The sequence below is a fragment of the Marisediminitalea lipolytica genome (genome assembly GCF_001758465.1).
GTDB lineage: Bacteria > Pseudomonadota > Gammaproteobacteria > Enterobacterales > Alteromonadaceae > Alteromonas > Alteromonas lipolytica.
The window spans coordinates 328,781-351,579 of record NZ_MJIC01000009.1 but is presented as its reverse complement, the minus strand read 5'-3'; the positions used below and the strand labels follow the sequence as shown (position 1 = coordinate 351,579).

Sequence of the window (22,799 nt, the reverse complement as noted above, 5' to 3'; positions counted from 1 at the left end):
CTTTTGTTAGCGTTTTTGTTTAGTTAAAATGGCGGTACAGTGAGACGACAACACGCCTCCCTCGCCATGGACAATCGCCGCCTCGGCACCAGTAACCTGGCGCTTATCGGCATTGCCGCGTAATTGTCGTACGGCTTCGATTATGGCCATCAGGCCGCCCACCGCGCCGGCGTGAGCATGACTTAGCATGCCGCCGTGGGTGTTAACCGGTAACCTGCCGCCCACCGCAGCATCGCCGCTGGCAAACATCGCGCCGCCTTCACCACGCGGTGCCAGACCCAGCTCTTCCATTTCGATAATGGGCACGATGGTGAAACAGTCATACAGCATGGCCAGGTTCATATCCTGTGGGCCAAGCCCTGCCATGGAATAAGCCAGCTGGCCTGATTGCGCCGCGCCAAACTCGGTGAGACTCGGTGCACTGGTTAAATGTTCGTGGGTATGCGCTTCGCCAATACCGGCCAGCCAGACCGGCTCACAAGGCAGTTCCTCAGCAAGCTCTGGTGTGGTAACGATAAACGCGCCACCGGCATCGGATATCAAACAACAATCGAGCATATGCAGCGGGTCTGAAATCACTTTTGAACCCAGTACGTCGTCGGCGGTAATGGGCTTTTTCATGTGCGCATTAGGATGCAACAGCGCGTGGTTGCGGGTGTTCACAGCCACCGCCGCCATTTGTTCCCGGGTGGTGCCGTATTTCGCCATGTAGGCTTTTGCCACCAGCGCATATAACGATGGAATGCCAAGGCCGTAGGGCGCTTCAAAGTAAGGGTGGCCAACCGCCGCAAGCGCTGACACTGCATCGTCACGACTAATACCAGTGGCGCGGTTTTCACCGGCACATACCAGTACATACTTAGCCGCACCGCTGTTTACCGCTTGCGCAGCATGATGCAGCATAACTGTGGGGCTGGCACCGCCAGCTACAATTGAGCTGCTGTACGTAGGACTGATACCTAAATACTCAGCCAGCACGGATCCCAGCATAAAATAGGGTTCGGTAAAGGAGTAGGCGGTTAGCAATCCATCAATCTTGTCCGGCGTTAATCCCGCATTTGCAATAGCGCGACTGGCAGCCTGGGCATTCAGGCCCAGCCCGCTCATATGTGGTAACTTACCGATGTCACTTTCACCGACACCTACAATGACAGCTTTATTTCTTAAAGACACTCATGTCCTCCGGACAGTCACTTTGTTAACCCGAATGGGTGTATCAAAGGCATAATCCCGTAATAAACACGGGGCGTACCTGATATCTCGCTCAGGCCCTGCCTTGGTTGCTTACAAGGGGCAATGCAATAAGTAAGCCACCGGCCAGAACCATTGTGCTTACAAAGGGAGTCGATTTCAGTGGCACAGTACTTGCTCTTGTCACTGCGACAATACGTGTTGGTATCTGCCGGTCAGTTCCCTCGTATTGATATGTTTAAACCTTATTTGGCAACAGTAGAGGACCACTAATGGACCAAATGCTACCCGAAGAAATTGGTGCTATCCGCGAAAGCATCCGCCGCTTCATGGAAACTGAAGTCGTACCCGTCATGGACGGTTTTGAAGAGCGCAGAGAGCTGCCCAGAGAACTGATTAAAAAGGCCGGTGAAGCCGGTTACTACGGCGCTACATTTCCTGAGGAAGTGGGCGGTAGCGATATGGGCTATCTGGCAGCTGCTGTCATCATTGAAGAAATTGCCCGCATTGATGTGCGTTATGGTGGTTTCAACCAGAACGGCGGTAACTGCCCGGCGTGTATTTACCTTGGTGGTACCGAAGAACAGATTAAAAAATACGTGCCGGACTTACTGGCAGGTAAAACCGTAGGGATGATGGCACTGACCGAATCAGGCGGTGGTTCTGATGCGGCTGGCGCAATGAAAACTACCGCCCGTCGCGAAGGTGATGTGTATAAGATAAACGGTTCAAAAATGTGGGCTACTCTGGGCGATGAATGCGATGTAGGTATTCTGCTGGCCAAAACCGATCCGGATGCTGGCGCTAAAGGCGTTACGGCGTTCATCGTGGAACCGAAAAAGTACCCGGGCTACACTGCCCAGCCAATCGAAGTAGGGCTGTCCAGCTCGTTCCGCTGCTGCGCACTGTTTTTAGATGACTTTGAAGTACCGGTTGAAAACCGCCTGGGTGAAGAAGGCGACGGCTTCAAGATTGTTATGCGTGCGCTGCAAGGCGGCCGGGCAGTTATCGGCGCAAAAGCACTGGGTATTGCCATTGGAGCTTTTGAAGATGCCGTGCAATATGCCAACGAACGTATCATTAAAGGACAGCCGATTGGTAAGTACCAGATGATTCAGTCACAAATCGCAGAAATGGCCGTAGCAATCGAGGCCAGCCGTGCGCTGGTTTATCAGGCTGCTGAAGCCATGGACCGTGAACTGCCGACCAACCGCATTGCGTCTATTGCAAAGTTCCACGCGTCGCAAACGGCTAAGTTCTGTACCGATCAGGCTCAGCAAATCTTTGGTGGTTATGGCTTGTCTAAAGAATACCGGATCTCCCGCTATCGTAACTATGCCGACCTGATGTTTACCGGTGAAGGTACTGCAAACGTGCAAAAAGTGCTGATTGCAGAAGATGCCCTTGGTTATAAAGTGGCTGACCGTCACCACGGCAAAACCGGCCTGCGGGAAATGGGCCGCCGTTAATACCTGCTTCCTGACCAAAAGCCGTCCCGGAATAATTCTGCGACGGCTTTTTTATTGCCTGCGCTTATACCAAACTTATTTTATCTGACTGTCTTTATCACGCTCACTTTAGTGTTGATTGTGTTTTTTATACACACGTCTGCCAGGCCAGAAATCAACTTACCCGCCGAAAACACTCCACAGCCCCTGTTCCTTGGGGGGTTAAAGCAAAACGACATTTGGCATACATATTGCCATTTCTTCTCTACAATTTTGTAGATGAGCCGTGATTTGAGCGCGGCCGTAAGTCAAAGTGGGACTATAGATGAGTGAAATGACACAGCAACTGGATAAGCTATTCCGCCCGGAGAGTATCGCCATCGTCGGTGCTTCGCCTAAAGAAGGTAATGCCAGAAACCGATTGGTGAAAATTGTTCAGAAATTTGGTTTTGAAGGACGCGTGTACCCGATTACGCCCAGCCATGACGAAGTAGAAGGGCTTAAGGCGTATAAGACCGTGGCTGAATTGCCAGAAGTACCTGATGTCGCGCTCATCATAACGCCAGCCGCAACCGTACCGGCAATTGTTGCTGAATGTGGTGAAAAGGGCATTAAAACGGCTATGGTATTCAGCTCAGGTTTTGAAGAAGTTGATGGCGGCGATGTACTGGCTAAAGAGCTGGCCGATAACGCCAACAAATACGGTATTGCACTGCTAGGTGCTAACGGCCAGGGCTGTTGGTCAGTGAAGCATAAAGCCATGATGACCTTTGGTGGCGGTGCCTTTGCAGTAGATAAACTCATTCACTCTCCCATTGCTATTATCAGCCAGAGCGGTGCACTGGCCGGTGCTATGGGACGCTACCTGCAAACCTCGGGAGTGGGCTGTTCTTATATTGTCAGCGTAGGTAACGAAACGGTACTGGACGCTCTGGACGCGCTGGAATGGATCATCGAGCAGGACGACGTAAAAGTCGCCGCCCTGTATCTGGAAGGTCTGAACGATGCCCACCGTCTGGTTGAACTGGCCGAGCGCGCCCGCGAGCGCGACGTACAAATCGTAGCACTGAAAACCGGCCGTTCGGCGTTTGGTCAGGAAGCCACGGCATCGCACACCGGTAAAATTGCCTCGCCATACTCGATTTATCAAAAAGTGCTGAAAGATGCCGGCATTGTGCTGGTTGAAAGCCTGGAGGAAATCCTCGCTGCGGCAGAGATTTTCTCCTTTATGCCAGCTCCTCGCGCTGCCGCCGATGATAAAAGCGGTATTACTATTTTAAGTTCATCAGGCGGTGCCGGTGCACTGCTGGCCGACCACTGTGAAGAAGCGAACCTGCCTATGGCGCGGTTTAGCGAACAAACCGTGGCAACCCTTACTGAAGTACTGCCGGAGTTTGCCCGTAAAGAAAATCCGATTGATTTAACCGGCCAGGTTCGCGGCATGCCGAATCTGTTCCGTGATGCCATTGCCGCCGTTGTGGCTGAGCCTCGCACCCAGGCTATTATTATTCAGTTTTCCAGTAGTGGTAAACGTGACCTGCTGGATAACGCCGATGCCTTTAAAGCTGCAGCTGCCTCAAGTGGTGTACCAATCGTAATTACGTTTGCGGCGGAAAAAGTGGATGACGCAACACGCAGTGAATTCCGTGACGCCGGTATCTTACTATCTGAAGATCCGTCTTACAGTATGCGAGCACTGAGCTGGTTGTTTACCAAACAAGAGGCAAAGAGCCTGCCTGCGCTGAAAAAACGCACTGCTGTTGAACCACGTCCTGCCCCAGTGGAATGGCAGGAGACGATGGACTACCTCAGCGAAGCCGGCGTTACCCCGGCACCATGGGCCATCCTACCAGCGAATACCACCGCAGCCGATGCCTGCCGCGCACTTAAACCACCCTTTGTGGTTAAAGCGCTGCCATCTGAAGCCGAACATAAAACTGAGCTGGGACTGGTTAAACTGCGCGTGGCCAGTTTCGATGATATCGACGCTATCGCGGCAGATTTTCGGGCCAAACTGAACAAGCCTGAAATGGGTGTGCTCATTCAGGAAATGATTGGCGACGGCGTGGAAGTGGTGTTGTCTTGCCTGCGTAACACTGACTTTGGTCCGGTGCTTTCAATCGGTTCAGGCGGTGTGGCGGTAGAGCTTTATCGCGACGTTACTTATGTTTCGCTGCCGGCTACCCCGGCACAGGTAAAAACCGCTATCAGCGGATTAAAACTGAATCACTTATTAAGTGGCTTCCGCGGTGCACCAAAGGCCGATATTGACGCGCTATGCGAAGCGGCAGCGAAATTTGGTGATTTATTCCTGGCCACCCCAAGCATGTCAGAAGTGGAAGTGAACCCTGTAATGGTTCGCCCGGAAGGCATGGGGCTGGCGGCTGTGGACTTTCTTGCTAGCATTACCGAATAGTTTTGCCCGAACTTTCGGTAAACACTCCATAGCCCGGCTTACGCCGGGCTATTTTTATTGACGATAAAGCCGTTTTACTATGAACTTTGCGTACGCTGTCAGTGCTGTTGCAAAACCGGATATTTGCCCATAGCAACAATTAGCAGCGCACCCACAACGGAAAGTACGGCAACCATGCTCAACGTGAGATTATAGTTACCAGACACATCGAATGCCCAGCCAAAAATTACTGGGGCAACACCCGCGCCAATGGAAAAGAAGATATACAAAAAGCCATAAAGAGAGCCATAGTAAGCCAAACCAAAATAACGGCTAATAAGATAGGCCATGATATCCAGTTCTGCACCGGCAGCCAGGCCCACAATCAATGCAGCCAGTGCCATTTGTGTATCGCTCAGAGCAGGTTGCTTCAAAAGAATGGCAGATATCAGCGGCATAAATAAGAACAGTGCGGCTATTGCTGGCGCCCACAAACGATCCATCAGAAAACCAGCCAAAAGACGCCCGGCAATAACGCTAATTCCTACTAATCCGGCATAACCAGCAGCTTCGCCAACGGTCAGACCTTTATCCGTTAAAATTGGCACAAGGTTGGTGATCACACCGGAAATCCCTACAGCGACACATAATAAGGCAATACACAGCGCCCAAAGCTTGTAGCCTTTTAATGCTTGTTTGAGCGTTAAGCCAGTTTTAGGCGCTGGCGCACTTTCTGACTCACGACTTTGCTGCTGAGGCTTACCTGCATGACCAAATTCAAAGAAAAACAGCAAGAGTGGAACAAAAGAAATAACCAGTACTGTGACGCCTAATAATGCGTAAGCATTGCGCCAGCCATATTCTCCAATGAGCCAGGCAGCGTATTTAGGCGCAACGGCTGCGGCGATACCCGTTCCCATTAACGTCAGCCCTAAAGCGAGTCCTCTGGAGCGATCAAACCACTGATTAACCACCTTGGTCCAGGTTATAGGCAGCGTGCCTGCAGCCAATACAGACATCACAACCCACCCGGCATAGAAGGACCGCACGTCGTTGCCGACAAAAGATAATCCGACCAGGCTTAATGTGAACAAAGGCATTGAAGTAAGTGCAACGGCTCTTGCGCCAAATCTATCTATCAGCATACCTGTCAAAGGGGCAGTAAAAATAGCTGCTAATATCATGATGCTGATACCGATTTGAATTTCTCCCCGCGACCACGGCATATCAGTATCAATCGCTGCGACAAAGACGCTGTTGGTATAGAAACACACTGACGAAATACCGCATCCGGCACCAATCAATGATGCAATCAACGCTTTGTAGCCCTGTTTAAACTCTTGCAGAGATGACGATGAGTCCGGCGCAATTGCAGTGCTTTCAACCGACATGGCAAATCCTTCTAAGCAATTCAGATAGGCGGGATCCGGTGGTTAGAACCGAAACCATAAAACTTTTAAGTTATCGAAACCACGTCTGAAGTCTATGACATTTGTCAGAGTGTCCACTATTGAGACAACTATTTAAATTCCGCTTTCCGAATCACTTTTCGGTGATATGTTTTTTACTCACTGACATTGCACTTGTAACACTAGCTACCGGACAGGTGCACAGGCACCTTCCGGCATCATCGGGTTTAAGAGGTTGGAAATGCGCATCATTTTAAGCGCTGTTGATTAATCCAGCGCGCCACCGGCCCACTCAATTCCGGCTTTCATATGGTCGCGGAAAATCGGATCCGTAATGGTGGAATCGTTGTGGCCAATGGCGGAATACCACATGCGGCCACCTTTAATATGGCGCCGCCAGGTAACCGGGTGGCCGGTTTTGAAATCCCCATAATCCCAGTCGGCAATGCCGCTGGTAAGTACTTCAATTTGGTCTTCAGGGCTTAGTTCGGGTTGTTCGGCCCGTACATCACGAGACATGGAATAAAACTCGTCTTTCCAGATGGTCCCTTTCGATACCATTGCCGTTACCGGCGTTTTTACATCGGCGTAAATGCTGGCTTCTTCGCGCCATACACCTTCCCAGTTGCCATTTTTGTTGATTTCCCTGGCGCCTATAAGCTCATCGATGTACCAGTCCCAGCGCGGCGTAAAGTTCATCCAGGCCGCACCATGAATGCCGGCATAACCGCCGCCATTTTCCACATAACGCTCAAACGTCTGGCGCTGTTCTGTAGTCATAATGGCGTAATCTGCACAGGTATTATTCCAGAACACCACATCGTAATTAGCCAGCCCTTCTGGGGTGAATACCTCGCTGCCACGGGTAATATCAACTGTCCAGCCATGGCGTTCACCCAGTTCAGCGATAGTCTTTTCAATCACATTGATACTCTGATGGAAGTAACCGGTCGTTTTACTGAACACCAGCACCCGCAATGGCTTTTGCTGCGGGGTTAAATCCTTTATCTGAATATCCTTAAATTTGATTTTCATGATGTCTTCTTTGTGGATTTGCAGCGCAATATGGCCAGTAATACCAACACCCAAATCCTGATGATTGGCATCATCAAGCACGCCGGTACCGTCGTACTGACTGATTTGCTCACCGTTTTGTATTACCGTAATCAGGTTACCCTGGGCGATGATTTCAAGGTCATTCCAGCCTGAGCCTTCATCACTATAATAAAACGGCGCCTCAGTGTATTTCTCGATGAGCCAGCGCTGATTGTTGCGGGTTTCGTCCCACATACTGCCATTTCGGTCGGTAAAGCCTACATCGACCTGCGGGCCATTTAACCACCCGCCCTCGTCATTGTGATCGTAGCGACTGCGCAATTGCACACCGCTGTTGGCATGGTCACCACGGTCGCCCTGAAATTTTAGTTTTAAGTGAAAATCGCTGTACTGCTTATCGCTGTACAGCCAGATGTAATCGTGTTGCTTGTCCTTAGCCTCGGCAACAATGACACCCTCTTCGACCCAAAAGAACGTTTTATTTATGTCATTGGGTTGCGCTTTAACCGTCCACCCGTTAAGACTCTTACCATCAAAAAGCGAATGCCAGTGATTTTGATTAACGTCCTGATTATTTGAAGTTTGCCCTGTAGTACTACAGGCCTGCAAAACCAATAAGCTTAACAGGGTAACCATTAGCAGTTTCCGGCCTTGGCGAGAATAGTGTCTGAACTGTTTCAGTGAGGCCTTTCTCATGATTCATCCTTTTATTATTAACGAATACAAAACATTACAATTCATTAACAAAATACAAATTCCATACCACATTAAGAAGAATCAAAATTATAACTAACCAATTGTTTTAAAAATACTTATCCCACCACATGTCATTTTAGAAAGCCACTTAGGCAGTAGGTTATTTGTTGCATAACGGTAATTGTCGCAGTCAACGACACACGTCTTTAACAACGACATCGCCAGTAAACTTTTATGACATCGCGCACCGTATTTTCTGCATCAAAAAAGCAGAAAAACGGCGCTAATAATCACGCCCGTGATAATCAACTGTACCAGACAAAATCCCATCATATCCTTGGCTTTTAATCCTGCGATAGCCAATACCGGCAACGCCCAGAAAGGCTGGATTAAATTGGTCCAGGCATCTCCCCAGGCCACCGCCATGGAAACTTTACTGACATCCGCGCCTAACTCAATAGCAGCCGGTAATACAACCGGCGCCTGCACGGCCCATTGACCGCCACCGGAAGGAACCAGCATATTCACCAGCCCCGCACTTAAAAAACTGTACAAGGCAAGTGTGTCAGCCGTAGCAAAACTAATCAGCCATTGGGATAAATCCCGCGCCAGACCCGATTGAACCATCACCGCCATAATGCCGGCATAAAACGGAAATTGCAGCACAATGCCGCTGGCCCCCTGAATAGCCTGCTGCAAACTATGCAATAAACGCTCAGGAGTGCCGTGCAGCGCAATGGCCATAAACAAAAACAGAAAATTAATAATATTCAGGTTAAGGCTGCCACCATCGCCAAAGTACATCACCAGATAGGCAATCCCGGCAAGTCCGGTAACGACGGTCAAAATTGGGTTTCTTTCCAACTTTTCTGCCGGAGGTAAATCGTGATATTTTGGTTCGGGGACCGACTCGGCAAGGCGTTTAGGATCCACATACACCCGATCATGTGCAGCAGGCATCATAGCGCGATTGACCAATGGGATAACCACTATCATTATCGCCAGTAAAGTGAGATTTAAAGCCGAAAACAGTGTTTCACTGGTACCCACTACACCAATCAAATCTTCGGTAAAATGGCCGGGCGTGGCAATAGTTAAAGGGATAGAGCCCGCTAATCCGCCATGCCATACCACAAAACTGGAATACGCGCTGGCCACCAGCAGGCGGTAATCCACCTGCACTCGTCTGGCAATAGCTTTGGCAAACAACGCCCCCACCACCAGGCCGAATCCCCAGTTGAGCCAGCTTGCCAACATGGACACCAAAGTCACCAGAATGATTGCCCGGCCGGGTGTAGCGGCTAGTTTAGCAATGTTATTTAATGCTGATTTCACTATTGCGGTACTGGCCAGCATATGCCCCGACACCAGTACCAGTAACATCTGCATGGAAAAGGTCAGCAGGTTCCAAAAACCGCCGCCCCATTGCTGTAAAACAGTGCCGACCGATTGTTGCTGGATTACCACAGCAGACCCCATCACCAGCAGGGTCAGAATCAAAACAAATACAAAGGGATCGGGCAGGTAGCGCTCAACCAGTTTTACAAAGGGTTTAGAAGCCGTGGCTAGCATGGTAGCAATGTCCTTATGACCTTGTTTTTATTGTTATTAACTGTAGTCGTGATTATTGATAAAGGCTACTTTGCCTCACCCTCAGGCCGAAAAGCTTTGTATAAATTTACATAACCCCGCTCAACCCGCTTTGCCGCATGACTTTTGGCAACTTCCGGGTCTGGTGTATTAAAGCCATGCCCCTGAACCAGTCGTTGCATAAACGCCGCTCGCGCGGTGATAAGTGCTGTACTATGCACCGCGTCAGCATCCCAGCCAGCGTTGAGTATGGCGCTCACGTGCGCCTGACTGACCAGTTCCGGCGATTTACTCAGTACCTTCACATATTCAAATACCGGTTTTAGCTCAGGTTCAATGTCTGCCGTATCGATACCGGCAAGCAGCTCGTCCATCAAACCCGTTTTAAGCCCATGCGCATAAGCCACTTCGGCATGGGCGCAGCTGACAAATTCGCAATCAGCCACGGCGGCGGCATAGGCAAGGATCAGCTCCCGCACGCCGCGGGAAAACGGCGACGGGCCATTCATCATGGCTTCACTCATTTCGGCCCAGGGGCGGTAAACATCCGGATACTGTTTAAACAGGTTTGGCGGGCCGGCATTCTCAGCAAAGTCTTTGATAAATGGCATAAAGCGTCTCTTAAAAGTTATTCACTGTCTACGGCGAGGCGCAGACTTAATGCAGCCCGATAGCGCGGATCACGGGTCAGGCTATAAACGCCGTCCAAAACGTCAAGCACTGTGCTAAGGCCAATCTCATTAGCCCACTCTATCGGCCCTTGCGGGTAATTAACACCATATTTCATGGCATTATCAATGGCCTCGGCAGAGCCAACCCCTTGCATTTGGGCTTCAAAGGCTTCATTAGCCAGCATAGCCACTGTCCGCATTACCACTAATCCAGGCCAATCGGGTAATTTCACCGCCTTCACTTCCCGTGCAGCAAGGCCTTTCACTAAAGAAGCAACCACACTCTCTGGCAATGCTTTAGAGCAGCTGAACGCCACCACACTTGCGCCTTCCTGTTTGGTAAGATCAAGCAGGATTACCGGTTGCCCTAAGGCTTTTGCCCGCGCGGTTGCGGTTGCTCCTGTTGTGCGTTCTACGGCTACACCACCAATAGTAAAACCGCCGGTTAGTTTCACGTCGATATCGGCTGCTGAGCTGTCGACAGGCTCAAATACTGGCGCAGCGGCTTCGGCTCCGTCGGTATAGCTATAAAAGCCCTGACCACTTTTGCGCCCTAAACGACCGGCATTAACCAGCTCTAACTGCATAATCGACGGGCGAAAACGCGGCTCCTGATAATAGGCCTTAAACACCGACTCACTAACGGCGTAGTTAACGTCGTGCCCAATTAAATCCATGAGTGCAAATGGCCCCAGGCGAAAGCCGCCTGCGCCGGTGAGTAACGCGTCCAGGGTTGCCGGGTCTGCCACCTGTTCTTCGCACAAGCGTAAAGCCTCGGCGTAGTAAGGGCGGGCTACGCGGTTAACAATAAAGCCCGGCGTAGACTTGGCGTGTACGGCAATCTTGCCCCAGTTTTCAGCGGTGGCAAACACGCACTCAGCGACGTCTTTATCCGTTGCCACACCAGAGATCACCTCAACCAGTTTCATCACTGGTGCCGGGTTAAAAAAGTGCATTCCGACAAAGCGTTCCGGATGCTTGAGATCACGGGCAATAGAGGTCACCGAAATCGATGACGTGTTGGTAGCCAGGATCGCATCACTGGCCACCATGCTTTCTAAGTTTGCAAACAGCTCACGTTTAATATCAAGGTTCTCGACGATGGCTTCTACCACCAGCGTTGCTTCGGCCACATCGTGAATATCCGTAGCCAGACGAATGCGCGCTAATAATGCCGCTTTGGTATCCGCGGTCATTTTGCCGCGGGCCACCAGTTTCTCCAGGCCTTTATCAATCCCAGCCTTGCCCTTTTCGGCCGCGCCATCAAAGGCATCAAACAGGACGACCGGATGGCCGGCAGCCGCAGCAAGCTGCGCAATACCTGCGCCCATGGTCCCCGCGCCAATTACGGCAACGGTAGTGTTTGTCTCTAATGCACTCATAAATTAGGTCTCTGAAATAGTCAGTACAACACGCCCCTGGGCTTCACCGGAGCAAACCGCGTTAAGCGCGGTGGCAAACTCAGCCAGCGGGTAAGTGTTATGAATTCGGGGAGCAAGCAGGCCGGTTCGGCACCACTCAAACAATTTATCCTGGGCCTGCTGAACCGTTTCCAACTGGCGAGCGAGATAATCAGTCCACTGCAGACCACTCACTGAAATGTTTTTAACCAGCAGGTAATTACCGGCAAATTTGGGAATATCGCCACAGGCAAAACCCACCACCACAAAGCGACCATTCCAGGCCAGCGCGCGCAGGGCAGCTTCGCCAAGGACGCCGCCCACAGTGTCAATCACGATATCCACGCCATAGCCGTCGGTGGCGTTTTTAACCGAGGCGGCCAGACTACGTAAATCCTCCGGCGCGGTATCAACAATCTCGTCCGCGCCCAGCCAGTACTCACCCAGCTTATTGATACCACCACGCGTACCAGCGAGCACTTTGCCAGCACCCATGGCTTTAGCCAGTTGCACCGCTGCCATGCCAACACCGCCAGTAGCGCCTAAAACCAGCACGTTATCGCCGGGACGAATATTGCCCCGCGCGGTTAAGGCGAAATAAGCCGTTTGATAGGCCAGCCCAAGCGCAGAAGACTGAATACTGTCCACCCCATCCGGCACAGCAAAACAGTGTTCTGCCGGCAGGCTTACCTTTTCGGCATAGGTGCCGTATTCGGGTAACGCCAGCACGCGCTTGCCGATGAGTGACTCATCCACCCCGGCACCAACGGCGCAGATCACACCGGTACCAGCCAGGCCCGGCGAAAAGGGGAAGTCGAGTTGTTTCTGGTACTGCCCTTCTATGTAAAGCTTATCCGGAAAATTTACTTCAGCGGTTTCAAGGGCCACCACCACTTCGCCACTGCCGGCTTTGGGATCCTTAATCAACCCAACCTGGGCTCGATCAAAGTCGCAGTATTCATTTACCACTACGCCTTGCATAAGCTGCTCCTGCTATCAGGCTTCGTTCTTGCTGGCAAGCTGACGCGAATGGCTAACCACCGCCGCTCTGGCAGGCGAATAGCCCACCAACCCTGTCGTATCCAGAAGGGCCTTAGAGACCTCATAATGACGGGCCAGTCCACCAGCGGTAACCCGTGCTACCGGACCGACCGGGTAACCCAGTCCCATACAGCAGGTTTTATCCATATCGCCCGGAGACGCTAAGCCTTCATCCACAAAGCGCAGGGCGTCGTTATATTTCGGGCGTACCAAGCGGTCGATAATACGGCCTGGCAAATCTTTACAAACCACCACATCAAAACCGGCCACTTCGAACACCGCGCGCGCCGCCGCAATGGCGTCAGCAGAGGTGTGCGGTTTATACACCAGCTCGATTAACGGCGAAGGGGCTTCATCACCATTGCGATAACGGGCAAAGCCAACGGTATTTGCAGTGTCTTCGGTCAGGTCTTCACCGGTGTGATACCCCAGACACTCGGTATCAAGCTCTACCAGCACAGCGGTTTTTTCTGGCGCTTTTACATAGCCGCCACCAAGGTGAACAGCCACCTCAGCAGATACTGCCGCATGTTTTACAAAGTCATCATCGTTGGTAAAGGAGCGGCCCTGACCGTGATGCACCATCTCATAAGCCGGTGCCGAGGAGGCTTTTTCACTGGTTGCGCCGGTTAAGAAGCCGCCGCCGGATTTATTCCCCAGTTTGCCTGCGGCCACCATGCGACGCAGTAGCGGTGGCACCGACGCGCGTACATCCAGAGTGATTGGATAAAATGCTTCGCCCAACAGGATTTGGGTATCAAGGCCCACTAAGTCGAGCAGCGTGCAAGGGCCCATTTTATAGCCCAGGCCTGAGCGAATGGCTAAGTCGATATCTTCAGGGGTTGCCAGGCCGGCATCAATGGCGCGAATGGTATCGTTGTTAAACGGTACTAACAGCGCGTTCAGGATAAAACCCGGTTTGTCCTGGGTTTCCACCGGGATCTGGCCGGCGCTTTCGGTCCACTGCCAGGCGGTTTGAAAGGTGTCTTCTGAGGTATTGATGCCCTTGGACATTTCAATCAGCTTCATCACCTGGGCGGGCAGACAAAAGTGCATGCCCACAACTTTGTCTTCACGACCACAGCCACCGGCAATTTGCGTAATGGAAAGCGTAGACGTATTCGAAGCGAAGATTGTTTCTGCTTTACAGATGTCATTGAGCTTGCCGAACAGGTCACGTTTGGCATCCAGACTTTCAAATACGGCTTCGATAACCAAGTCGCAGTCAGCCAGATCGTTGAGGTCTGTTGTGCTGTGCATGCGGCCAAGGGCGGTATCTCGGTCGGCCTGACTCATGCGACCTTTATCTACCGAGCGGTCAAAGAATTTTGCGGCCGCTTGTTGCTGTGTTGCCAGTCGATCGGCGTTTAGGTCAAAACAAATGGTGTCGAAGCCACCGCGGGCCGCCACCAGCGCAATACCAGCACCCATAGTGCCACCAGCACCGCATACAGCGACTTTCTTAATTGATGAGCTCATTGTTAACTCCTGTTAACCCGCGGCAGCACTGCTGCCACGAAAATATAAAGAAAATTGAAAAACACTTAGCGAGCGCGGAAACTGCGACCAATTAGCTGACGGTGAACCTGATTGGTGCCTTCCCAGATTTGGGTTATCTTGGCATCACGCATCAGGCGCTCAGCCCGGTAATCACGGCAGTAGCCGTAACCGCCGTGGATTTGCACGCAGTTGTCACTCATCTTCATGGCTAAATCACTGGCGCGCATTTTCGCCAGCGAGGCTTCCAGACCAATGTCGTTTTCGCCGCTGTCGACCATGTCAGCCACGTAATCAATCCACTTTTCTACCATGGCCAGTTCACCGGCCAGATCGGCGATTAAGAACTGAATCCCCTGAAAATCGAGTACCGCGCGATTAGACTGTTTACGGTCGTTGGCATAGGCCACCATGTCGCGGAACGCAGCACGGGCGATACCACGGGCATGGGCAGCTACCGATGGACGGGATTTGTTTAACGACGCTAGCAAGATTTTGAGGCCGTCACCGGGTTCACCGAGCAGGTTAGCCCGCGGCACGCGAATATCATCAAAGGCCAGCGCACAGGTAGAAGAACCATTGTGGCCCATCTTTTTCTCTTTAGAGATAACTGAAAAACCTTCAGCGCCTTTTTCCAGAATCAACGCACTGATTGCGCCTTTGGGGTCGTCAATTTCGGTCCACTTACCAAACACCAGGTAGCGGTCGGCCACGTCGCCGTTACTGATAAAGATTTTAGAGCCGTTAATGATGATGTCGTCACCGTCCGGGCGGAACGAAGTTTTCATACCGGTAGCATCAGAGCCGGCAGACGGTTCGGTAATGGCCAGCGCGCCTAAGCCGCCTTCAGCAATACAGGGCAACAGGCGTTGCTTTTGTTCTTCGTTACCGTATTCAATCAGCGGTTTCATACCGTGATAGTTGGTCGCGTAGATAATCCCGGTAGAGGCGCAGGCTTCCGAAATCATGGTTACGATTTCAAGATACAACCGATAGGACATGGGCATGCCGCCATATTCTTCCGGCACGAAGATAGTGTTTAAACCCAGCTCATTAATGGCGTTGACGTTTTCCCAGGGAAACTCGCCGGTGGCATCAACATGCTCGGCATTGGGTGCAATCACCTTATCAACCATACGCTGAACCTGGTCCAGGATCATGCGCTCTTCTTCGTTCCACTGGCGGGACGCCAGTACTTTATCAAACATTTTCATTAGTGATTAATCCCCTGACCACCGTCGACATAGATGGTTTCGCCGGTTAAGAATCCGCCTGGCTCGGTACACAGCCAGGCCACCATACGGGCAATATCGTCTGCTTTGCCGGGCTGTCCCAGCGGAATACGTTCGGCCATCCAGGCTTTCACTTTTTCGCGGGCCAGATAGTCGCGGTTGAGGTCGGTTTCGATATAACCCGGCGCGATATTAATGGCGCGAATATTATCCGCCGCCCATTCCACCGCCATACAGCGGGTCATCGCGGCCACGGCGGCTTTAGAGGCACAATAGGCCAGATTATGAGGCACACCGAGCTTGCCAAAAAACGAACCCATGTTAACCACCACACCGCCGCCATTGGCTTTAAGGTGCGGGTAGGCTTCGCGGGAGGCGACCATCACCGCTGTGGTATTAAGCTCAATGGTCTGATTAAACGACTCAACGGTCAGGCTTTCGATAGCGCCAAGAATATGCACCCCGGCGTTATTAACCAATCCAGCAATCGGGCCGCGTTCGGCGACTTTGGCAAAGGCATCACGTACCGATTGTTCGTCTGTCATATCACAGGCAATGCCGGTGCCCGCTGGCACGGTGCCAGTGCGCGAAAGGCCGACTACATCAACGCCTTTTGCCGCCAGTTGGTTGACGATTTCAGCACCAATGCCTTTTGAGGCACCGGTGACTACGATTTGTCCCTTACTCATCCTTAAACTCCGCTTTACGTTTTTCCTCAAAGGCGGCCATGCCTTCTTCGGCATCATTTAAGCGATAAGCCAGTGTGGAGAGATCCGCTTCAACCTGCAGGCCTTCATACAGTGTCGTATCGCCAGCGCGCTGCACAGCCCGGCGGGCAAACTCGAGCACTGGCAGGCTGTAACGGGTAAAGCGGGCGGCAAATTCTTTGCCTGCCGCCATTAAATCGCCCTCAACCACCTGATTAACCAGACCTATGCGCTCGGCTTCTTCGGCTTTCACGTTGCGACCGGTCATGATGATTTCCAGCGCCCTTGACTCACCAATTAAGCGCGGTAAACGCTGGGTGCCGCCATAGCCAGGGATCAATCCCAGTTTGACTTCGGGTAAGCCAAATACCGCATTGGGCGATGCCAGGCGAAAACTGCAGGCGAGCGCCAGCTCTGACCCGCCGCCAAAGGCGTAACCGTTAACCAGCGCCACAGAGGCGACCTTGAGGCGATCCAGTTTGGCGAATACTGCCTGGCCCAGCTCTGCGCCGCGCTTTTGCTCAGTGAGCTTGCGATTACGCAGCTCTTTAATGTCAGCGCCGGCACAAAAGGCTTTATCACCTGCGCCGGTAATTAACAGCGCACGCACGCCCTGCATGGCATCCACTTCATCAATGGCATCGCCAATTTGTTTCAGGATGTCAAAAGACAACGCATTAAGTGCTTCAGGACGGTTGAGCGTTAGTATCGCGATATCGTCTTCTCTGCTGAGTTCTACATTCATTCTTTTTGCCTTGTTACGCCTTGAATTGCCTGATAATCAGGCCTTAAAACGAACTGCTTCAGGGCTGATTTCGCCCCGGGCAACCATGGCCTGCAATTCACGTTTGAGGATTTTGCCACTGGCGGTCAGCGGCATTGCGTCGAGGGCAATAAACCACTCGGGCATGTCATATTTGGAAAGCCCTTCACTGTCTAAAAAGCGCAGCATGTCATCGGCATTGAGCTCGCCAATCACCGCCAGACAGACCTTCTCACCCAGGCGGTCATCCGGAATACCAAAGGCGGCAGCTTTAGCAACGGCAGTATGTTTTACTGCTGCAGCTTCGATATCAGCCGGATAAATATTGTGGCCACCGCGAATTATCAGATCCTTGGCCCGCCCCTGAATATGCAGGTTGCCGAGGCTGTCAAAGTAGCCAAGGTCGCCTGACATCAGATAACCGTGCTTGTTAAAGGTCTTTTCAGTTGCGCTTTGGTTATCAAAATACCCCAGCATCTGACAGGCACCGCGGCCACCGATTTCGCCGGCCAGGCCTTGCGGCATTTCTTCATCCGGGTATTCCGGGTTCCAGATCTTCACTTTATACGCCGGGCCACCGCGACCACAGGTGGTGGTCCAGACATCCATGGAGTCATCGGGATGGGTGTACTGGTGCGAGGAACATTCGGTCATGCCATATACGTTTTGCGGGGCAATACCCTGTTTAACAAACGCCTGCGCCACCACTTCCGGTATCGGCGAACCGGCCATGTAGAAGGTTTTTACACTGCCCAGATTAGGCAGGTTACGACTGCGCTGTTCATCCAGAATGTCCATGGCATGGGTTGGCACTCCCAGCACATAAGTAGCTTCGGTTTCCAGCAGCCAGTCGAGGGTCGTTTTGCCTTTCGGCAAATCATTCATCACCAGTTGTCCACCACACACCACCCATTGGGAAAAAGCCACCCAGGCGATATGATGAGAGAACGGGCTTAAGGATAAAATGACTGACGTAGCATCGAGCTTCCAGTCACGCGCCAGGTCGCGGGCGTTAGCCAGCAGTGTATTGGCCGAATGCATTACGCATTTTGGCCGACCTGTGGTACCTGAGGTAAATGCCAGATACGTGACCACATCAGGGTTACTGACAATTTCCGGATCCGCGTTAGTGATATGCCCCGGAAAGGCATCAGGTTTATACACCTTTTGCACAAAGGGTAAGGTATCAAGCATGGCGTAGAAATCGTTGGTTTTACGATCGGCACCCCAGCTGTCTTCGGTCACAATGGCTTTAGCCTGCAACTCTCCGAGTAGCTCAATGACTTCTTTACAGGTATGGCTTTTATGCAGCGAAGGGTTAACGGCAACCCCTTCGCGAGACGCGCCTAGAAAGGCAATCACACATTCGACCCGGTTAGACATCCAGATGGAAATGCGATCGCCGGAGCTGATGCCCTGTTCGGCCAGGTCATCGGCAAAGGCGTCTACCCGAGCTTTCACCGTACACCAGGATAAGGTTGAGCGTCCGTCTCTGAGCGCCGGAGCATCAGGACGGGCCGCCGTATGCTGACACAGTAAATCGTAAAATGTCTCACTCTGCCACAAGCCCTGGTCATAGTAGGACCGGGCTTTAGCCGGATCATGGGTGGTTAGGTACGGGAGCATCTGGCCTCCTAAAATACGAAATTAGTTACCAAATTTGCTGCTGTCTGGCTTACGACGTTCTTTAAAGCTGGCGCTCAGCTCTTTCGATTCATCGGTTTCCAGATAGCTGCGCAGCAGTAAGTCGTGAGTAACACGAGACAAACCGCCCACCCCGCCATGACGGGCGTTAAAGGCACCTTTAATGGCAGCCAGTGCCATCGGACCACGATCAGCCACTTCCAGGGCGAATGCCGTAGTCGCTTCGGCCAGCTCTTCATCCGGCACAACGCGGTTGATCATGCCGATCTCCATAGCTTCCTGTGCCGACATTTTCTTATTGGTGTACCAGATTTCCTTAGCGCGTTTTTTACCGACCAAGTCTTCTAAATACCAGGTGCCGTAGCCTGCGTCGTAGGAGCCCATCATCGGGCCAACCTGACGAAACACTGCGCTTTCCTTGGCGATGGTCATGTCACACACCACTTGCAGCACGTTACCGCCGCCTACGGCAAAGCCGTTAACACTGGCAATTACGGGTTTTTGTAATTTATCGATGGCTTCGTACATCTCCAGCGTGGGCAGTACGCCCGCGTACAGCTGGGTTTTTTCCATGCCGTCTTTTTCGCCACCAATACAGAAAAACTTGTCGCCGGCACCGGTCAGTACCACCACCCGGGTGCGGGATTCACGGCGAATGCCTTCGATACAGTCACGTAGCTCGTGGCACATGGTTTCGGTAAACATGTTGCCGTTATCCGGACGATTCAGGGTAATGCGCGCAATAGGGCCGTCTTCCTGATAGATAATCTGGGTAAATTCTTGAGTCATTGTTGGGTTCCTTATTCTTATCCTGTGCTCTGGTCAGTTACTTTTGCTGACGCAATGCATTTAAAATTTCGTCGTTGTGCTCACCCAGTTTGGGCGGTAACGAGCTGGCGATAGATTGCTGGTCATTAATATTGATACCCAGACCGATTTGCGGCACACGACGACCGTCCGCCCCTTCAAGGGTGTAGAACATGCCGCGGTCCTTCAAATGCTTATCAGCACACACCTGATCAACGCTGTTTATTGGCCCGGCCGGAATGCGCGCAGCACCAAATACCTCTAGCCAATGGGCACGAGGCTGAGAAATCAAAACAGATTGAATTTTGGCGACGATATCAGCGCGGTGTTCGCGACGCTTAACGTTGGACCCGTATGCTTCATTGGCACCGTAAGCTTCATCGCCAACGGCCTGCCAAAAACGCTGCCAGATCGCATCAGAACCCAGGCCCAGGGTGATAGGCTCATCGGCTGTCTCAAATGCCTGGTAAATGGCGATGACCGAATCAGTACCGCCAGAGCGCTTAGGCACTTCACCGGCGCCCAGATACGGCGAAATACGGCAAGCCAGAAAACGGGTCATGCTCTGAACCAGGCTGACATCGATTTTGGCGCCTTTACCGCTGCGCTGCTTTTCAAACAGAGCTGCCATAGTCGCCATGGCGGCATCCTGTCCGGCCAGCATATCGGCCGCCGGCGCGCCTATTTTTTGTGGTGCGCTATCCGGCGCACCGGTGATATCCATGATGCCCGAGTAACCTTCAGCAATCAGGTCATAACAGGTCAGGTCGGCGCGCTCGCCGTCCAGGCCAAAACCTGAAATAGAGACAAAAATAATGTCATCCTTCAGGCCCTTAATGGCATCGTAATCGAGCTTTAATTTCTTTTGCACATTGGGCGGCTGATTGGTGACCACCACATCAGCGGTTTTAACCAGCTCATCAAACATGGCGCGCTGATCCGCGTCGCGCATGTCCATCGTGATACTTTTCTTGTTGCGGTTCATGGCCACAAACCACAGCGCCTCTCCTTCAAGGAAGGGAGGGCCCCAGTGGCGCGCATCATCCCCATTAGGTCGTTCAACTTTAAGCACTTCAGCGCCAAAGTCGCCAAGCAACAGGGTGGCGTAAGGGCCGGCAACAGAGGTGGTCAGGTCAATCACCCGGATGCCTTGTAAAAACTGGATCCCGGTAGCACATGCGCGGACAGGCAGGTCTTCAAACGGTAGACGCGACATTCATTAATTCCAAATAACCAGATTATTGAGGGCAAATTGCAACATGTATGCCACTGGCCGGAATGAAGCTACAGGCCAGAATTTACAAGGGATTAACATGACTGTGGGGCTGTCGGGAGTGTCTTTGTGGGAGTCGCAGGCGGTGGAATTGTGTTTGCATTAGGCAATGTGTCTGCCTCAAATACACACTTATTCCCGCTAAGAATAAGAGTTAATCCTAAATAGTGAGACACCAGTATATTAAAGCCATATAATACCGGCTTATCACCAACTACCTTCAGCCGGTCTATTATTATTTTTGTGAAGTAAGCCGAGCAGAGCATCAAACATCATGCAAAATTCCGATAATCCGTTGTCTACCCCCGTCTTTCGACGCGCCTGGTTTTCCAGTGTTTTCAGTAATATCGGGTTACTGATACAAGGCGTGGGCGTGGCCTGGGCAATGGTAGAAATCGCCTCCAGCGATGCCATGGTGACCTGGGTACAGGCTGCAACGTACTTGCCACTGATGTTGCTATCCATTCCGGCCGGGGCCATTGCCGATGTGTTTAATAAACGAAGTGTAGCGACCTTAGGTCTGGCTATTTCTTTTGTGGCAGCAGCCGGATTGCTTACGCTGGCACTGCTGGATGCAGTAACGCCTTTCTATCTGCTGGCGCTGTGTATGCTAACCGGTGTGGGCATGGCGATTTACGATCCGGCCTGGCAAACTGCTGTGCCTAATCTGGTGCCCCCCAAACAGTTACCCTCGGCGATAGCTTTACGTTCCATCAGTCAAAACCTGGCGCGGGCTATTGGCCCGGCAATTGGTGGTGTGCTGGTTGCCTGGGCCGGGGTATCGGCGGCCTTTTCGGTGGCGGCGCTGTCGTTTTTGCCGTTCTTGGTTGTCATGTGGCTGTGGCAATATCAGCCCACACCGCCACGCTTGCCGCCAGAGCGGGTCGACAAAGCCATCGTAACCGGTCTGCGCTTTGTGTTTTACTCCCCTGCCAGCCGGGTCATCGTATTTCGCGGCTTTATCGTCGGTGCGCTGGGTATCGGTTTGCTGGCGCTCATGCCACTGGCAGCTAAGTACCTGCTCAAAGGCGATTCGGTAGAATACGGAATTATCCTGGCCTCCTTTGGTTTTGGTGCAGTGGCCGGTGCGAGAGCCCTGCCAGTATTGCGTCAGAAGGTGGGCAGTGAGAGCATGATTAGCCTCTCTGCAGCAATGCTTGGTATCGGCGCATTAAGCCTGGCGCTTATTCCTTACACGTTTGTTGTCGCACTTATCATGGTGATATCCGGCATGGGCTGGCTGATCACTTTTGCCACGTTAAACACCTGTATTCAGACTGTCTCACCACGGTGGGTAATGGGGCGGGCGCTGGCCACTTATTCGGCCGCCACTACCAGCGGAATAGTGCTGGGCAGCTTGCTGTGGGGCGAACTCATTGAGCTGTTCGACGTACACACTACCCTGCTGGTGATTGCAGTAAGCCTGATGTCTTCAGCCTTGCTGGGTAAAATTCTGCCGATCCCGGATTTTGAAACCACCAAAGAAATCCCGGAGCCACCGACCAACCTGTCGGTATCGCTGAATATTACTCACCGTAGTGGCCCTATTTATCTGGAAAAAGAATACAAAGTCTTCCCGGTGGATGCGCGGAAGTTTTACCGCGTTATGCATAAACTGGAACGTCAGCGTAAACGCAACGGTGCCTATGACTGGTCTTTATCGCGGGATATTTCCGACAGTCGGGTATGGATAGAGCGCTACCATATGTCCACCTGGCTCGACTACCTGCGCATGCAGGAGCGCTATACCGAGCGGGATGATAAAACCCAGCAGGAAGTGCAGGCCATGCTTATTCCCGGCGAGCCAATTGTGACCCGCCACCGCCTGGAGCGCCCGATCGGCTCAGTGCGCTGGACCGAAGAGGCCATCGATTCAGGGGATATTGCCCAGGACGGTGCAGATCGTCACTAAGCGTTATTGACGGCTTTTACGCTATCACCAGACGGCATTGTTTACTGCGATAAACAAAAAGATTAAA

At 52.1% G+C, this 22,799-nt stretch carries 17 protein-coding genes; 3 read left to right on the top strand and 14 right to left on the bottom strand.

What is annotated here, in order from left to right; genetic code table 11:
- Window positions 1–6 precede the first annotated feature (6 nt).
- Window positions 7–1,173, bottom strand: coding sequence for a thiolase family protein (locus tag BFC17_RS05275; protein WP_083271596.1), 1,167 nt, complete (start codon window positions 1,171–1,173; stop codon window positions 7–9).
- Between the two features lie 290 nt (window positions 1,174–1,463).
- Here BFC17_RS05275 and BFC17_RS05270 point away from each other — a divergent pair, with 290 nt between their 5' ends.
- The gene (locus tag BFC17_RS05270) at window positions 1,464–2,660 is read left to right on the top strand and encodes an acyl-CoA dehydrogenase family protein (RefSeq protein WP_070175404.1); all 1,197 of its coding nucleotides are present in this window, start codon (window positions 1,464–1,466) and stop codon (window positions 2,658–2,660) included.
- A 304-nt stretch (window positions 2,661–2,964) separates the two neighbouring features.
- Window positions 2,965–5,055 (top strand): acetate--CoA ligase family protein, encoded by a 2,091-nt coding sequence (locus tag BFC17_RS05265; RefSeq protein ID WP_070175403.1) that lies wholly within the window; start codon window positions 2,965–2,967, stop codon window positions 5,053–5,055.
- A gap of 98 nt (window positions 5,056–5,153) precedes the next feature.
- Here BFC17_RS05265 and BFC17_RS05260 read toward each other — a convergent pair whose 3' ends face one another.
- The 13 genes from BFC17_RS05260 to BFC17_RS05200 form a co-directional block, all read right to left on the bottom strand.
- Window positions 5,154–6,425 (bottom strand): MFS transporter, encoded by a 1,272-nt coding sequence (locus tag BFC17_RS05260; protein WP_070175402.1) that lies wholly within the window; start codon window positions 6,423–6,425, stop codon window positions 5,154–5,156.
- 285 nt (window positions 6,426–6,710) lie between these two features.
- Entirely contained in the window at window positions 6,711–8,135 is a 1,425-nt protein-coding gene (locus BFC17_RS05255) for a ThuA domain-containing protein (RefSeq protein WP_175439528.1), read from the bottom strand.
- A gap of 321 nt (window positions 8,136–8,456) precedes the next feature.
- Window positions 8,457–9,767, bottom strand: a complete 1,311-nt coding sequence (locus BFC17_RS05250) for a short-chain fatty acid transporter (protein ID WP_070175400.1) — start codon at window positions 9,765–9,767, stop codon at window positions 8,457–8,459.
- 65 nt (window positions 9,768–9,832) lie between these two features.
- The gene (locus BFC17_RS05245; RefSeq protein WP_070175399.1) at window positions 9,833–10,396 is read right to left on the bottom strand and encodes a carboxymuconolactone decarboxylase family protein; all 564 of its coding nucleotides are present in this window, start codon (window positions 10,394–10,396) and stop codon (window positions 9,833–9,835) included.
- Between the two features lie 17 nt (window positions 10,397–10,413).
- Entirely contained in the window at window positions 10,414–11,838 is a 1,425-nt protein-coding gene (locus tag BFC17_RS05240; RefSeq protein ID WP_070175398.1) for a 3-hydroxyacyl-CoA dehydrogenase, read from the bottom strand.
- Between the two features lie 3 nt (window positions 11,839–11,841).
- Window positions 11,842–12,837, bottom strand: a complete 996-nt coding sequence (locus BFC17_RS05235) for an NADPH:quinone oxidoreductase family protein (protein WP_070175397.1) — start codon at window positions 12,835–12,837, stop codon at window positions 11,842–11,844.
- A 15-nt stretch (window positions 12,838–12,852) separates the two neighbouring features.
- On the bottom strand, window positions 12,853–14,376 hold the full coding sequence (locus BFC17_RS22505) for a 3-hydroxyacyl-CoA dehydrogenase family protein (protein WP_070175396.1): 1,524 nt from the start codon (window positions 14,374–14,376) through the stop codon (window positions 12,853–12,855).
- Between the two features lie 65 nt (window positions 14,377–14,441).
- Window positions 14,442–15,608 carry an acyl-CoA dehydrogenase family protein gene (locus BFC17_RS05225; protein ID WP_070175395.1) on the bottom strand — a complete coding sequence of 389 codons (1,167 nt, stop codon included), beginning with the start codon at window positions 15,606–15,608 and terminating at the stop codon, window positions 14,442–14,444.
- The gene (locus BFC17_RS05220; protein WP_070175394.1) at window positions 15,608–16,315 is read right to left on the bottom strand and encodes an SDR family NAD(P)-dependent oxidoreductase; all 708 of its coding nucleotides are present in this window, start codon (window positions 16,313–16,315) and stop codon (window positions 15,608–15,610) included. Before BFC17_RS05220 ends, BFC17_RS05225 begins: the two co-directional genes overlap by 1 nt.
- On the bottom strand, window positions 16,308–17,078 hold the full coding sequence (locus BFC17_RS05215) for an enoyl-CoA hydratase/isomerase family protein (protein WP_070175393.1): 771 nt from the start codon (window positions 17,076–17,078) through the stop codon (window positions 16,308–16,310). The genes BFC17_RS05220 and BFC17_RS05215 overlap by 8 nt, the downstream gene beginning before the upstream one ends.
- 36 nt (window positions 17,079–17,114) lie before the next feature.
- Entirely contained in the window at window positions 17,115–18,722 is a 1,608-nt protein-coding gene (locus BFC17_RS05210; protein WP_070175392.1) for a class I adenylate-forming enzyme family protein, read from the bottom strand.
- 21 nt (window positions 18,723–18,743) lie between these two features.
- Window positions 18,744–19,529: an enoyl-CoA hydratase-related protein gene (locus BFC17_RS05205; protein WP_070175391.1), complete on the bottom strand. Its 786-nt coding sequence runs from the start codon at window positions 19,527–19,529 to the stop codon at window positions 18,744–18,746.
- Window positions 19,530–19,566: 37 nt separating this feature from the next.
- Entirely contained in the window at window positions 19,567–20,763 is a 1,197-nt protein-coding gene (locus BFC17_RS05200) for a CaiB/BaiF CoA transferase family protein (protein WP_070175390.1), read from the bottom strand.
- A gap of 331 nt (window positions 20,764–21,094) precedes the next feature.
- Here BFC17_RS05200 and BFC17_RS05195 point away from each other — a divergent pair, with 331 nt between their 5' ends.
- Window positions 21,095–22,732, top strand: coding sequence for an MFS transporter (locus tag BFC17_RS05195; protein WP_070175389.1), 1,638 nt, complete (start codon window positions 21,095–21,097; stop codon window positions 22,730–22,732).
- Window positions 22,733–22,799: the final 67 nt, after the last annotated feature.

Excerpts from the sequence above, each read along its gene's own strand:
- BFC17_RS05270 (WP_070175404.1), top strand. The coding sequence starts at position 1,464 with ATGGACCAAATGCTACCCGAAGAAATTGGTGCTATCCGCGAAAGCATC.
- BFC17_RS05265 (WP_070175403.1), top strand. The coding sequence starts at position 2,965 with ATGAGTGAAATGACACAGCAACTGGATAAGCTATTCCGCCCGGAGAGT.
- BFC17_RS05260 (WP_070175402.1), bottom strand. The coding sequence starts at position 6,425 with ATGTCGGTTGAAAGCACTGCAATTGCGCCGGACTCATCGTCATCTCTG.
- BFC17_RS05255 (WP_175439528.1), bottom strand. The coding sequence starts at position 8,135 with ATGGTTACCCTGTTAAGCTTATTGGTTTTGCAGGCCTGTAGTACTACA.
- BFC17_RS05250 (WP_070175400.1), bottom strand. The coding sequence starts at position 9,767 with ATGCTAGCCACGGCTTCTAAACCCTTTGTAAAACTGGTTGAGCGCTAC.
- BFC17_RS05245 (WP_070175399.1), bottom strand. The coding sequence starts at position 10,396 with ATGCCATTTATCAAAGACTTTGCTGAGAATGCCGGCCCGCCAAACCTG.
- BFC17_RS05240 (WP_070175398.1), bottom strand. The coding sequence starts at position 11,838 with ATGAGTGCATTAGAGACAAACACTACCGTTGCCGTAATTGGCGCGGGG.
- BFC17_RS05235 (WP_070175397.1), bottom strand. The coding sequence starts at position 12,837 with ATGCAAGGCGTAGTGGTAAATGAATACTGCGACTTTGATCGAGCCCAG.
- BFC17_RS22505 (WP_070175396.1), bottom strand. The coding sequence starts at position 14,376 with ATGAGCTCATCAATTAAGAAAGTCGCTGTATGCGGTGCTGGTGGCACT.
- BFC17_RS05225 (WP_070175395.1), bottom strand. The coding sequence starts at position 15,608 with ATGAAAATGTTTGATAAAGTACTGGCGTCCCGCCAGTGGAACGAAGAA.
- BFC17_RS05220 (WP_070175394.1), bottom strand. The coding sequence starts at position 16,315 with ATGAGTAAGGGACAAATCGTAGTCACCGGTGCCTCAAAAGGCATTGGT.
- BFC17_RS05215 (WP_070175393.1), bottom strand. The coding sequence starts at position 17,078 with ATGAATGTAGAACTCAGCAGAGAAGACGATATCGCGATACTAACGCTC.
- BFC17_RS05210 (WP_070175392.1), bottom strand. The coding sequence starts at position 18,722 with ATGCTCCCGTACCTAACCACCCATGATCCGGCTAAAGCCCGGTCCTAC.
- BFC17_RS05205 (WP_070175391.1), bottom strand. The coding sequence starts at position 19,529 with ATGACTCAAGAATTTACCCAGATTATCTATCAGGAAGACGGCCCTATT.
- BFC17_RS05200 (WP_070175390.1), bottom strand. The coding sequence starts at position 20,763 with ATGTCGCGTCTACCGTTTGAAGACCTGCCTGTCCGCGCATGTGCTACC.
- BFC17_RS05195 (WP_070175389.1), top strand. The coding sequence starts at position 21,095 with ATGCAAAATTCCGATAATCCGTTGTCTACCCCCGTCTTTCGACGCGCC.